10 protein-coding genes are annotated in these 12,407 nt (G+C 60.8%); 4 read left to right on the plus strand and 6 right to left on the minus strand.

Annotated features, from left to right (window positions below; genetic code table 11):
• Positions 1 to 3: 3 nt before the first annotated feature.
• Genes I8E17_RS22805 through I8E17_RS22820 form a run of 4 tightly spaced genes read right to left on the minus strand, consistent with a single transcriptional unit; the run spans position 4 to position 5,639 of the window.
• A complete protein-coding gene (locus I8E17_RS22805; protein WP_069615475.1) occupies positions 4 to 2,061 on the minus strand; it encodes an acetate--CoA ligase family protein in 2,058 nt (685 codons plus the stop codon).
• 4 nt (positions 2,062 to 2,065) lie between these two features.
• A complete protein-coding gene (locus tag I8E17_RS22810; RefSeq protein WP_069615476.1) occupies positions 2,066 to 3,226 on the minus strand; it encodes an acyl-CoA dehydrogenase family protein in 1,161 nt (386 codons plus the stop codon).
• A gap of 12 nt (positions 3,227 to 3,238) precedes the next feature.
• Positions 3,239 to 4,729, minus strand: a complete 1,491-nt coding sequence (locus tag I8E17_RS22815; protein WP_069615477.1) for a carnitine 3-dehydrogenase — start codon at positions 4,727 to 4,729, stop codon at positions 3,239 to 3,241.
• 7 nt (positions 4,730 to 4,736) lie between these two features.
• The gene (locus I8E17_RS22820) at positions 4,737 to 5,639 is read right to left on the minus strand and encodes a 3-keto-5-aminohexanoate cleavage protein (protein WP_069615478.1); all 903 of its coding nucleotides are present in this window, start codon (positions 5,637 to 5,639) and stop codon (positions 4,737 to 4,739) included.
• Positions 5,640 to 5,745: 106 nt separating this feature from the next.
• Between I8E17_RS22820 and I8E17_RS22825 the strand changes: the two genes are divergently transcribed.
• Positions 5,746 to 6,738, plus strand: a complete 993-nt coding sequence (locus I8E17_RS22825; protein WP_069615479.1) for a GlxA family transcriptional regulator — start codon at positions 5,746 to 5,748, stop codon at positions 6,736 to 6,738.
• Here I8E17_RS22825 and I8E17_RS22830 read toward each other — a convergent pair.
• On the minus strand, positions 6,713 to 7,588 hold the full coding sequence (locus tag I8E17_RS22830; RefSeq protein ID WP_069615480.1) for a LysR substrate-binding domain-containing protein: 876 nt from the start codon (positions 7,586 to 7,588) through the stop codon (positions 6,713 to 6,715). The genes I8E17_RS22825 and I8E17_RS22830 overlap by 26 nt on opposite strands.
• 103 nt (positions 7,589 to 7,691) lie before the next feature.
• On the opposite strand from I8E17_RS22830, the gene I8E17_RS22835 reads away from it, so the two are divergent.
• The 3 genes from I8E17_RS22835 to I8E17_RS22845 all read left to right on the plus strand — a co-directional run bounded on the left by I8E17_RS22835 (position 7,692) and on the right by I8E17_RS22845 (position 11,298).
• Positions 7,692 to 8,612, plus strand: coding sequence for a DMT family transporter (locus I8E17_RS22835; RefSeq protein ID WP_069615481.1), 921 nt, complete (start codon positions 7,692 to 7,694; stop codon positions 8,610 to 8,612).
• A gap of 67 nt (positions 8,613 to 8,679) precedes the next feature.
• Positions 8,680 to 10,722 carry an NADH:flavin oxidoreductase gene (locus tag I8E17_RS22840; RefSeq protein ID WP_069615482.1) on the plus strand — a complete coding sequence of 681 codons (2,043 nt, stop codon included), beginning with the start codon at positions 8,680 to 8,682 and terminating at the stop codon, positions 10,720 to 10,722.
• A 213-nt stretch (positions 10,723 to 10,935) separates the two neighbouring features.
• Complete coding sequence (locus I8E17_RS22845) at positions 10,936 to 11,298, plus strand: hypothetical protein (protein WP_069615483.1); 363 nt, start codon at positions 10,936 to 10,938, stop codon at positions 11,296 to 11,298.
• A 23-nt stretch (positions 11,299 to 11,321) separates the two neighbouring features.
• On the opposite strand, the gene ugpC is transcribed toward I8E17_RS22845, so the two are convergent.
• Positions 11,322 to 12,386, minus strand: a complete 1,065-nt coding sequence (ugpC, locus tag I8E17_RS22850; RefSeq protein ID WP_069615685.1) for a sn-glycerol-3-phosphate ABC transporter ATP-binding protein UgpC — start codon at positions 12,384 to 12,386, stop codon at positions 11,322 to 11,324.
• Between the last annotated feature and the right edge of the window lie 21 nt (positions 12,387 to 12,407).

Raw genomic sequence — 12,407 nt, forward strand, 5'->3', positions numbered from 1 at the left:
CCGCTACCTCCTTTGCCGAATGAGAGCATCCGCGGCAATGACGCCCCGAGATTCTGCTAGAACCATCAATGGATTAATGTCTAGTTCTTCAAGCTTTGCAGCGTTCGTTACGACATATTCTGCCGCTGATAGGACGGCGTCAGCAACGATTTCGAGGCTGCTGCCTGCATTGCCGCGATAGCCTTCAATCAGTTTCCGAACCTTCAGCCGCGAAATCCGCTCGAGAACCTCGGCTTTCGTCACGGGGAGTGGCAAAACGACGGAATCCTCAAGCATTTCCACGAGAATTCCGCCCGCGCCAACGGTTAATGTCAGGCCAACGACCGGATCGCGGACGGCGCCAACGATCAGCTCCGCGATAGGGCGATCGATCATCTGTTCGATGAGGAAGCCGTGCGCAACAGAGGCCATGCCTTCGGCCGCGTCTCTGACGGCATTCCTATCCCATAGGTTGAGCTTGACCGCGCCGACGTCGGACTTGTGTTCGACACCGAGCGCCTTGAGCACGACTGGAAAGCCGAGTTGTTCCGCGCAATCGGCCGCCTCGCCTGGCGTGGATGCAGTCTTGCCGCGCGGGACGGCAAGGCCCGCTGCCGCAAGTTCCGCCTTGGCGGCAGCTTCGCTCAGGGTTTCGAACTCGCCTTCGGTGATGAAGACGTTGAGGAGCGGCAATGGCTGCGGCCTATTCCAGGCCTTGGCGATACCGCCGGCGATATCTGCAGCCACCAGCGTCTCGGTGATGCCGCAAAACGGCACGATCCCAGCTTCGATCAACTCCTCGGCAATCGTTTCCGGCATGTTTTCCGGCAGGGTCGCCAGAATGCCTGCGCGCGCGCCCGTCTGTTTCGCTGCCGCTGCAACCGCCGCAACAGTAATCATCCAGTCGGCGCCATCACAACGATCCCCGCGCGGGAAGTCGAGAACAAGCAGATTGAGGGCATAGTCGCCCGCGAACATGGCGCTGAAAGCCTCCGTTTGCCGGCCCAGATCGCCCCAGACGAATGTGTGGTAGTCGAGCGGATTGGAAAGCGTCACCATCGGGCCGAGGGTCGCGCGCAGGGCTGGCAATTGTTTGGCTTTCAACGCTCGAAATTCGACATTCCTGCCGACAGCGGCATCGGCCATCAGTGACGCCTCGCCGCCCGAACAGCTCATCGAGGAGATGGCATTGCTTTCGAGGGGGCCCGCGACATGTAGTAGTTTCAGCGTCTCGATGAGCTCCGGCAGCGTTGCGACACGACCGATGCCAAGACGCTCGAGAACGGCGTCGGCCACCGCATCGCTGCCGGCAAGCGAGGCCGTATGCGAGACGGTGGCGCGTTGAGCCTGTTCGGATTTGCCGACTTTCAGTGCGACGACGGGCTTCTTCAACTCTCGGGCGCGCATGGCGAGGGCTTCCAGTGCCCTTATATCGCCGAAGCCTTCGATATGCAGGCCGACGGCCGTGACACGCGGATCTTCAAGGACCGCTCGGGCAAGGTCCGACAGCCCGGTCTGTGCCTGGTTGCCCGCCGTCATCAGATAGCTGATGGGCAGGCCGCGCCTCTGCATGCTGAGATTGATGGCGATATTGGAGGATTGCGTGAGGATCGCCACGCCGCGCTCGGTTCTGACAATGCCATGCTGATCCGGCCAGAGCAGGGCGCCGTCCAGTCCGTTGATCATGCCATAGCAGTTCGGCCCGACGATCGGCGTGGCGCCGGCAGCTTCGACGAGCGCGCGCTGCAGATCCGCCCCGTCAGTGAGTTCCGCCACGGCTTCGCTGAAGCCGGAGGCATAGCAGACGGCGCCGCCGGCGCCTCTGGCGGAAAGTTCCCTCACGATATCGACGGTAAGCGTCCGGTTCACGCCAATGAAAGCGGCGTCCGGCGCGTCAGGCAGGTCGGCGACCGAGCGATAGCAGCGGCGGCCAAGGACGCTTTCCTGTGTCGGATGCACCGGCCAGATTTCGCCGGTAAAGCCCATGCGATCGCATTGCTCGATGACGCGTCGTGCTTCTCTGCCGCCGAAGACGGCGATCGTTCTGGGTCGGATCAGGCGATCGAGCGAGCACTGGGTCACGGGCTCATGCTCCGAACGGCCGAAGCAGGTCGCGGCTGATGATGTGCCGCTGGATTTCAGACGTGCCATCCCAGATGCGCTCGACGCGGGCGTCGCGCCAGAAACGGGCGAGCGGCAGGTCGTCCATCAGGCCCATGCCGCCAAAGATCTGGATTGCCTCGTCGGTGACGCGGGCAAGCATTTCCGAGGCGTAGAGCTTGGCCGAGGCAATCTCGCGGTTGGCCGGAATGCCGGCATCGAGCTTCCAGGCGGCCGACAGTGTGAGCAGATCGGCTGCGTCGATCTCGGTGATCATGTCGGCGAGCTTGAAGGACACGCCCTGATTGGCGCCGATCGGCTTGCCGAATTGCTTGCGCTCGGCCGCATAGGGCAGGGCGAGTTCAAAAGTGCGGCGTGCCCGGCCCACACAGGTGGCGGCAACCGTCAGGCGGGTCCCGTAGAGCCACTGATTGGCAAGATCGAAGCCCCGATGCACCTCGCCGAGCACCTGCGACTTCGGCAGGCGGCAGTCGGTGAAGTTCAGGATGCAGTTGTGATAGCCGCGATGGGAAACCGAGTCATAGCCTTTTAGGATGTCGAAGCCTGGCGTGCCGCGATCGACCAGGAAGGCCGTGATCTTCTTCTTGACGCCTCGATGGGTATCCTCCTCGCCGGTGGCGGCAAAGACGATGACGAAATCGGCGACATCGGCGTGCGAGATGAAATGTTTCGTGCCGTTGAGCACGAAATCGTCACCATCCTGCCTTGCTGCGCATTTCATGCCGCGCATGTCGGAGCCGGCGTCCGGCTCGGTGATCGCGAGTGCATCGACCCTTTCCCCGCGCACCGCCGGCAAGAGGTAGCGCTCGCGCTGCTCGCCCTCGCAGGCCATCAGGATGCCGGATGGGCGTCCGAAGAAGACCGTAAGTCCCATCGAGCCGCGGCCGAGCTCACGTTCAACGAGCGTGAAGGTGACGTGATCGAGCCCCGCGCCGCCGACCTCCTCCGGGAAATTGCAGGCATAGAAGCCCAGCTCGATGCATTTGCGCTTGATTTCCAACCCAAGATCGGGCGGCACGAAGCCAGTGCGCTCGACCTCGTTTTCGTGCGGATAGATCTCCGTCTCCACGAAGTCGCTGACCGTCTTGACGATCATCTCCTGTTCTTCGCTGAGCCCGAAATTCACGATCGCTTCCTCCTAGCGTTTTTGTCCCACATGACGGCCGACTCCCTCCGGCGCGGCCAAAGCTGCGTGCGCTGCAGTAATAGGCCTCAGCTTCGCCAGCACCTCCTCCGGTGCGGCAACGGCTTTGCCTGCTTTCGCGTCGACATGCAGCAGCATTTGTTCCGCCGTAGCGATTATTTCGCCGCTGGCGCTGTTATGCAGTGCATGAAAAACATGTAGCCGCTTTTCGTCGGATGCGAGGATCTGCGCCGTCGAATGGATGGCCTGTCCGAGCTTGGCTTCGCCGAGATGGCGGATATGGGTCTCTACCGTGTAATAGCTGTGGCCGCGTTCGACATAATCGAGATCGACGCCGATCAGGCGCAACAGCGCATCCGACGTATCGCCGAATACCTGCAGGTAGCGATGCTCGGTCATATGGCCGTTATAGTCGACCCATGCCGGGCTGACCTTGGTATCGATCAGGCGCAGCGGCTTTGTAATGTCCAGCCCCTGCTTCTCTCCGCCACCTGCGGCCCAAAGCTGCTGTTCGAAATCCTTCAACAGCTTGCCGGCGCCCCAGCCCTTGCCGCCATGGCTTCCCTTTAAGCTCTGAAGGATGCCGACGAGGTTCTCGTCGCGGATGCGCTCGAGTTCGCGGATCGACAGACCGTCGGCCTGGTCGTCCGACTGCTGGCCGATCTTTTCGACAAGCGCGTCGTCGAGATCGACGACGTCCATCAGCTTCGTCCAGTTCCACTGCAGTGCAGGGCCGAACTGCGCGAGGAAGTGCCGCATACCAGCTTCGCCGCCGGCGATGCGATAGGTCTGGAACAGTCCCATCTGCGCCCAGCGCAGACCGAAGGAATAGCGGATCACATCGTCCAGCGTCTCGACGGTGCAGATATCGTCCTTGATCAGCCACAAGGCCTCGCGCCAGAGCGCTTCCAGCAGGCGGTCGCCGACGAAAGCCTCGATCTCTTTGGCGATATGCACACCCTTCATGCCGATGCGCGGCAGGCGGTCCATCGCCGCCTTGATCGTCGCTGCACTGGTCTTTTCGCCACCGACGATTTCGACGAGCGGCAGCAGATAGACGGGATTATAGGGGTGAGCGACGAACAGGCGCTCAGGATGACGCATGTCGCGTTGCAGGTCGGTCGGTAGCAGCCCCGAAGTGGATGAGCCGATCAAGGCATCGGGCTTTGCGGCCGCATCGATCTGCGTCAGTACATTGCGCTTGAGATCCAGCCGCTCGGGCACGCTTTCCTGGATCCAGTCGGCGCCCTCGACAGCTGCTTGCAGCGTTTCCTTGAACGCAAGCTTGCCGCGCGGCGGAAGCGGTGCACCGGTCAGCATCGCATAGGCCTTTTCGGCATTGGCCAGAACTTCGCCGACGATGCGGGTCGCCTCCGGATGGGGGTCGTAGACATCCACATCAATGCCTGCCAGCAGGAAGCGGGCGATCCATCCGCCGCCTATCACGCCGCCGCCGATACAGGCCGCCTTGTTGATCTTGGTCATCGGGGCCTCAGCGCTTCGTCAGTTTCAGCTTCTTGCGGACATCTTCAGGGCCGATGATGCGCGCACCCATGCCTTCGACCACCTGTACCGCTTTTTCGACGAGCTGCGCGTTGGTCGCGAGCATGCCCTTGCCGGCATAGAGATTGTCTTCCAGCCCGACACGGACATTGCCGCCGGCAAGGATCGCTGCCGCCGGGTAGGCCATGGCGTTGCGACCAATGGAAAAGGCCGAGAAGGTCCAGCTTCTGGGAACGTTATTGACCATCGCCATAAAGGTGTTGAGGTCATCGGGCGCCCCCCAGGGGATGCCCATGCAGAGCTGGATGAGGACCGGATCCTCGATCAAGCCCTCCTCGGCAAGCTGCTTGGCGAACCAGAGATGACCTGTATCGAAGGCCTCGATCTCGGGGCGCACGCCGAGATCGGTCATCTTCTTCGCCATGGCACGCAGCATAGAGGGCGTGTTGGTCATGACATAATCGCCAAGATTGAAGTTCATCGTGCCGCAATCCAGCGTGCAGATTTCGGGCAGGCACTCGGCAACGTGGCTGACGCGCTCGGTGGCGCCGGCCATGTCGGTGCCCCTGGCATTCAGGGGCAGGGGACTTTCGACATCACCGAAAATCAGGTCGCCGCCCATGCCGGCGGTCAAGTTCAGCACGACATCGACATCGGCGGAACGGATGCGGTCCGTGACTTCCCTATAAAGTTCGTTGCGGCGGCTGGCAGCGCCCGTTTCCGGATCGCGGACATGGCAGTGAACCACTGCCGCCCCAGCCTTGGCGGCGTCGATCGCCGATTCCGCGATCTGCTTGGGAGTGATCGGAACATGGCCGGATTTGGAAACCGTATCGCCGGCGCCGGTCACGGCACAGGTGATGAAGACATCACGATTCATCGCAAGAGGCATTTTTGTTCTCCCTCGTATTGAGGACATTACGAGCCATGACGTGCCTTCATGCTTTGCATTATCGGAAGCATTCGATACAGTTTCGGAACATTCGAAGGAATGCGCCATGCTGACACCGGCAAACGAGACACTCGATATCGACCTCCTGATCCTTCCGGAGACGAACCTGATCCTGATCGCATCGGTGATCGAACCGTTACGCGGGGCCAACCGCATTTCCGGGGCGGAACTTTATCGCTGGCGCCTCTTCACCCCGGATGGTTCGCCTGCGGAAACGACGAGCCTTATTCCGGTGCCTGCGTATTCTGGCTTTCGTTTCAGCTCGGATACCGCACCACTTTTCGTGCTCGCCAGCTACAATTGGCGACGCAACGCTACGCAGGCGCTGAAAATGCAATTGTCACAAGCCGCGCGCCATCGCTCGATGGTTGCCGGCATCGAGTCCGGGACCTGGCTACTTGCCGAGGCGAGCCTGCTCGACAATGTCTCCGCTGCCGTTCACTGGGAGGATTACGACGATTTCGCGCTCGCCTATCCGCAAGTGCGCGCGGTCAAGGACCGCTTCGTCATCGACGGCAAGCGGATCACCACGGCGGGCTCCCTGCCGACCGTCGATCTCATGCTCGAGATCATTCGGCGACGGCAAGGCTATTCATTGGCACTCGAGGTCAGCCGCCTGTTCATCTACGAGCCGGCGAGCACACAAGGTGCCGCGGAGCTTTCACCATCGACGGCCGGTCTGCGGATGCGCGATCCGCGCGTGGCTCAGGCGATCCGCCTGATGGAGGACCATATCGAGCAGCCGCTGGTGCTGACGCGTCTCGCCCGCCGCATCGGCATCAGCGCGCGCCATCTGCAGGCGCTCTTCCAGGAGAGCATCGGCGCGCCGCCGCATGTGCATTACCTGGCCTTGAGGCTCAATGCGGCGCGGCGCAAGGTCATCGAGACAAAAGCCTCCTTTGCCGAGATCGCAGCCATGACAGGCTTCAATTCGGCATCGGCTTTTTCGCGTAGCTATCGTGCCAGCTTTTCCGAAAGCCCATCCGGCACGCGCCGAAGGCTGCGCCGGCGCGTTACGACTGCAGCAGAGCCGACATAGGACGAAAGGCGTCGCGCACCATTTCGGCCAGTTCCCGGATTGCTTCGCTCGAATGATAGGGATTTCGTCGAAGCACGACGCGTGATGAATCGACAGGCGGGAAACCGTCGTCGCTCGTCAGTTCGCGGCAACCGTTCGGAATGTTGCTGCGCGACAGCGTGGTCACGGCAAGCCCGGCGGAGACGGCGTTCTTCAAGCCCGAGCTCGTGTCGGCGATGAAGGCGACCCTATAGGCGCGGCCCTGCTGCTCCAGCGACCGCAAGGCGAAATCGCGTGCCCAAGTCGAATTGCGATAGGTAGCGACAGGCAGCGGCACGGCATCATGCAGGCGATGCACCATGGATGTCACCCAGACTGTCGGGTCGATGCAGAGAACCTCGCCCTTGTTCTGGTTGCTCCAATCGAAGACGACGGCGAGGTCCAGTTCGTCCTTTTCCAGCGCGGCCAGATTATGCGCTGTGTAATCGCATGAAACGGTAACTTCGACGGCCGGGTGCCTGATAGCGAAGGCGGCCAGTGCCGCCGGCAGCACAGTCTGGCTATATTCCTCCGGAATCCCTATCCGGACCGGGCCGTCGAGCGGTTTGGTGCGAATATTTGCTGCCGCCTCGTTCAGAAGCTCGATCACGCGCTGCGCGTAGGGAAGCAATTGGGTGCCTGCCCGGGTGAGGACGGCCCCCCGGGCACTTCTTTCGAAGAGCGTTTCGCCGATCGTATCCTCGAGTCGCTTGATCTGGGCGCTGACGGCTGATTGCGTGCGGCCGATCCTTTGAGCGGCGGTGGAAAAATTGGACGTCTCGCTGATGACGAGGAAGGTCCGCAAAAGGTCGCTCTCAATGGGTTCACGCATTGGGGTCACAAATATTTCTGATAGCTACTATCTCTACTATTCGTTTGCCTGATGTCAAATATCGGCGCACACAGGGGCGTTCCTTCGTTCCTCGAGTCCATACATGACATTCCAGTTCCCGGCCCGCTCCGCTTTTGCCAGCGAATATGAGAGGGGCGTTATACTTGTGGCGACAGCGATGCTTGCGTGGAGCTGCAGCGGTATCTATGCGCGCCTGCTGACCACGGACATATGGACCGCGATCGCCTGGCGTTCGCTGTTCGGCGGCTTGTTTCTGCTGGTTCCCAGCTTTTTCCTCGAAGGTGGGTTTTCCAGGCGGCAATGGGCATCGATCTTTCATCCAGCCGGGCTGGCGATGCTGGCCTGCCAGACCATCAGCCAGGCCTGCTTCATCGGCGCGCTTTACACCACCACGGTTGCGAATGTGACCATGATCTATGCGACGGCGCCGTTCATTGCCGCTTTCCTCAGCTGGACCATGCTCAAGGAGCGGGTCGCGAAGCGCACATTGGTGGCCGGCGGTATCTGCCTTATCGGCGTTGCTGTTATCGTTGCCTCGTCGATCGGCGGTGGTACAGGTGTCGGCGATCTGCTGGCGCTCGGCATGACTGTTACCTTCGCCCTCATCATCGTCATCCCGCGCATGGACCCGAGTATCCCGATCCTGCCGTCGAGCGTCGTCAGCGGGCTCCTGACATTCGTGGTCTTTGTGCCTTTTGCCTCGACAAGCTCGGTGGACGTTCACAACTGGCTTCTGCTCGCCGCATTCGGGGCGACGAATTTTGCGCTGGCTTTCGTCCTTTTCCTGTTCGGATCAAGAAAGATGCCGGCAGCCGACGCCGCTCTCATCAGTTCGATGGAAATCGTGCTGACGCCGTTCTGGGTCTGGCTCTTCTTCTCGGAGATGCCGCCGGGTGCCACTTTTATCGGCGGAGCGATCATCTTCGCGACGATCGTCTGGCATACCGCGATCGATCTGCGGCATAGCCGCCGTCGTCGTGGGGCACCCATCAATGGGCTATAGCCATAACCTCTCGTCTCAGCAAAGATAGCGGCTCGAGCCTCGACCGCATAAAAGCGATGAAAGCGACATGACCTCCAACGATCCCTTGCTCCAGCCCTATCAGCTCAAGCACCTGACGCTGAAGAACCGCATCATGTCGACGGCGCATGAGCCGGCCTATTCGGAAGGCGGCATGCCGACGGATCGTTACAGGCTCTATCATCGCGAAAAGGCAAAGGGCGGCATCGCACTGACGATGACGGCGGGCTCGGCAATTGTCTCGGCGGATTCGCCGCCGGCCTTCGGCAACCTCCATGCCTATCGCGATGAAATCGTACCCTGGCTGAAGAAGCTTGCCGATGACTGTCATGAGTTCGGCGCGGCCGTCATGATCCAGCTGACCCACCTCGGCCGCCGCACAGGCTGGAACAAGGGCGACTGGCTGCCGGTATTGGCGCCATCGCCGATCCGCGAGCCGGCCCATCGCGCCTTTCCGAAGGCGGCAGAAGACTGGGATATCGAACGGATCATTGAGGACTTTGCCGCGGCGGCGCAACGCATGCAGGCCGCCGGGCTAGACGGTATCGAGATCGAGGCCTATGGCCATCTGACCGACGGTTTCTGGTCACCGGCAACGAACCGGCGAGACGATGAATTCGGCGGCTCCCTAGAAAACCGCATGCGGTTCTCGATGATGGTGACGGAGGCCATTCGCAAGGCGGTCGGCCCGGATTTCATCGTCGGCATGCGCATGGTGGCTGACGAGGACTGGGAAAAGGGGCTTTCTCGTGAAGAAGGCGTCGAGATCGCCAGGCTGCTGGTGGCCTCCGGCAACATCGATTTCCTCAATATCATTCGCGGCCATATCGATAGCGACGCGGCGCTTAATAATGTCATTCCGATCCAAGGGATGGCGTCGGCACCGCATCTCGATTTTGCCGGCGAGGTGAGGGCGGCGACGAAGTTCCCAGTCTTCCACGCCGCCCGCATCGGCGATGTCGCCACCGCGCGTCATGCAATCGCGGAAGGCAAGCTCGATATGGTTGGCATGACGCGCGCTCATATCGCCGACCCGCACATCGTCAACAAGATAATGTCCGGGCAGGAGGCCAATATCCGCCCCTGCGTCGGCGCGACCTACTGTCTCGACCGCATCTATGAGGGCGGCGAGGCGCTCTGTATTCACAATGCGGCCACCGGCCGCGAGGCCGAAATGCCGCATCGCATCGAGCGCGCAGCGGCGTCGCGCAAGGCTGTTGTCATTGGCGCCGGGCCTGCAGGCCTGGAAGCGGCGCGCGTGCTTGCCGAGCGCGGCCATAAGGTCGACGTGCTGGAGGCGAGCAGCAAGGCCGGGGGGCAGGTGAACCTGCTCACGCGCAATCCACGCCGCAAGGAGATGATCGGCATCATTGATTGGCGACTGGCTGAGCTGGAGCGGTTGGGCGTCACGATCCACTACGACGTCTATGCGGGAGCCGATGAAGTCCTGGCGTTCGAGCCCGATCTCGTCGTCGTGGCGACGGGCGGTATCGCACAATCTCCGGAGCTGGAGAGCGGCGACAGCCTTGTGACCTCCTCCTGGGACATTTTGGCCGGCGCGGTGAAGGCCGAGGGTCAGGTCCTGCTCTATGACGACAATGGCGGACATCCGGGCATGTCGGCGGCCGAAGTTATCGCCAATGGCGGCGCCGAACTGGAACTCGTCTCGCCGGAGCGCTTCTTTGCGCCGGAGATGGGCGGCATGAACCATGTGCCCTATGCCAAGACCTTCGCCGAGAAGAATGTCCGAGTCACCATCAATACCAGGCTGAAATCGGTGCGGCGCGACGGCAATGCACTCGTCGCCGTCCTCGGGTCGGATTTCTCGGAGGAGACGCAATGGGAACGCAGAGTGTCACAGGTGGTCGTCGAGCACGGTACCGTCGCGAATGATGAACTTTACCTCGAGCTGAAGCCCTTATCGCGTAACTTGGGCGCGGTCGATTATCCTGCATTGATCGCCCGCCGCTCGCCGCTGCCCGCCAAGAACGAAGCCGCTACCTTCGATTTGATCCGCATCGGTGACGCGATTGCGAGCCGTAATATCCACGCGGCAATTTACGACGCGCTGCGCTATTGCTCGCTTCTGTGAGCCGGCGGGGATTGCCGACTTTAGCGGGGTAACATCAGACATTTGCGCGGTTTGGCAATAAATTCGTTATCTCAGCGAGATATCATGAATGTCTCGAGTGATAAGTGATGTTCCGCAGCCGCCTTAATTTTGAAACAAAATGTAACAAGTTATAACACCCTGTTACCGGCCGAATCATTATATTCAGGCATGTGAGTGAACGAGAGGTGTTTGATGCTGGCTACCCATGCGCCGTCCCCTTCGCGGACCGATGTGCTGATCTGTCTGGATAATCAACAAATTGCCTCGCGCATCAGTTCGCTTCTATCACAACAGGGATTGACGGTCGCAGCCATACCGACAGCCGGCCTTCAGGAGTGGTTCGATCCAACCGGTTGTCATCTGGTGGTGACGCATACCGCGATGATCGGAGACGTGCGGATGCGGCTGAACTTGCCGGTCGTCAATATCGAGACTTTCATATTCGAGCGCCCTGATCATGTGACCGAGGGGGCTGCGCGGCAGTTCGATGGCGACGCCTTCGTCAAGCGCATTTTTTCCGTTATGAACGGTACGCAAAGGCGCGCGGCTGAGTGACTTACGTCAGCGGTTGCTGTCCCCTATAGTCGCTGCTGGCTGGCCTTGTCGAAGAAATGCAGGTTCGGCGTCTTGAGCGAGATCTGAATTGTCTGGCCCGGCACGAGTTCGGCGCGTTCGCGCATCACCCAGGTCAATTCCTTGCCTTCGAGGTCAAGCGCGATATGCGTTTCCGATCCTGTCGGTTCGACGACGGTCACGGTTGCGGTAACGCCGGCCTCCGTGGCAAACGAGATATCTTCCGGACGTATGCCGAGAACGACCTCCCGACCCTCCGATTGAGCTGGAGCGCTGGCGAGCTGAATGCTCGTGCCGGTCGTAAGCATCAAGGCCGGGGAAGCTCCACCCGTGATCCTGCCTTCGAGAAAATTCATGGCCGGAGAGCCGAGGAAGCCGGCGACAAAGACATTTCTTGGCCGATCGTAAAGTTCCAGTGGCGAGCCGACCTGTTCGACCTTTCCGCCCTGTAGCACCACGATCTTGTCGGCCATGGTCATGGCCTCGATCTGATCGTGGGTCACGTAGACGATGGTCGTTTTCAGGCGCTGATGCAGCGCCTTGATCTCGGCCCGCATCTTGACGCGCAGCTTGGCGTCGAGATTGGAAAGCGGTTCATCGAACAGGAAGACTTTCGGATCGCGCACGATGGCGCGGCCCATCGCGACGCGCTGGCGCTGGCCGCCGGAAAGCTGGGCTGGCTTGCGATCCAATAGTGGTTGCAGGCCAAGTATCTTGGCGGCCTCGCCGACCTTCTCGTCAATTTCGGCACGCTTTGCGCCGGCGAGCTGCAGCGCGAAGCCCATGTTCTGCGCCACCGTCATTTGCGGATAGAGCGCGTAATTCTGGAACACCATGGCGATATCGCGATCTTTCGGCGGCAGGTCGTTGACGATCCGGCCGCCGATCGAGATTTCACCGCCGGTGATGTCTTCCAGCCCGGCGATCATGCGCAGCAATGTTGATTTGCCGCAGCCCGAGGGGCCGACGAGAATGACGAATTCGCCGTCCGAGATTTCCACATCGACGCCATGGATAATGTTTACAGCGCCGTAGGATTTCCTGGCGTTCTTGATGGTCAATCCGGACATGAGATTCTTTCCCTGAAGATC

It is taken from the genome of Rhizobium sp. AB2/73 (assembly GCF_020871915.1).
GTDB lineage: Bacteria > Pseudomonadota > Alphaproteobacteria > Rhizobiales > Rhizobiaceae > Rhizobium > Rhizobium dioscoreae.

Excerpts from the sequence above, each read along its gene's own strand:
- I8E17_RS22815 (WP_069615477.1), bottom strand. The coding sequence starts at position 4,729 with ATGACCAAGATCAACAAGGCGGCCTGTATCGGCGGCGGCGTGATAGGC.
- I8E17_RS22820 (WP_069615478.1), bottom strand. The coding sequence starts at position 5,639 with ATGCCTCTTGCGATGAATCGTGATGTCTTCATCACCTGTGCCGTGACC.
- I8E17_RS22825 (WP_069615479.1), top strand. The coding sequence starts at position 5,746 with ATGCTGACACCGGCAAACGAGACACTCGATATCGACCTCCTGATCCTT.
- I8E17_RS22830 (WP_069615480.1), bottom strand. The coding sequence starts at position 7,588 with ATGCGTGAACCCATTGAGAGCGACCTTTTGCGGACCTTCCTCGTCATC.
- I8E17_RS22835 (WP_069615481.1), top strand. The coding sequence starts at position 7,692 with ATGACATTCCAGTTCCCGGCCCGCTCCGCTTTTGCCAGCGAATATGAG.
- I8E17_RS22840 (WP_069615482.1), top strand. The coding sequence starts at position 8,680 with ATGACCTCCAACGATCCCTTGCTCCAGCCCTATCAGCTCAAGCACCTG.
- I8E17_RS22845 (WP_069615483.1), top strand. The coding sequence starts at position 10,936 with ATGCTGGCTACCCATGCGCCGTCCCCTTCGCGGACCGATGTGCTGATC.
- ugpC (WP_069615685.1), bottom strand. The coding sequence starts at position 12,386 with ATGTCCGGATTGACCATCAAGAACGCCAGGAAATCCTACGGCGCTGTA.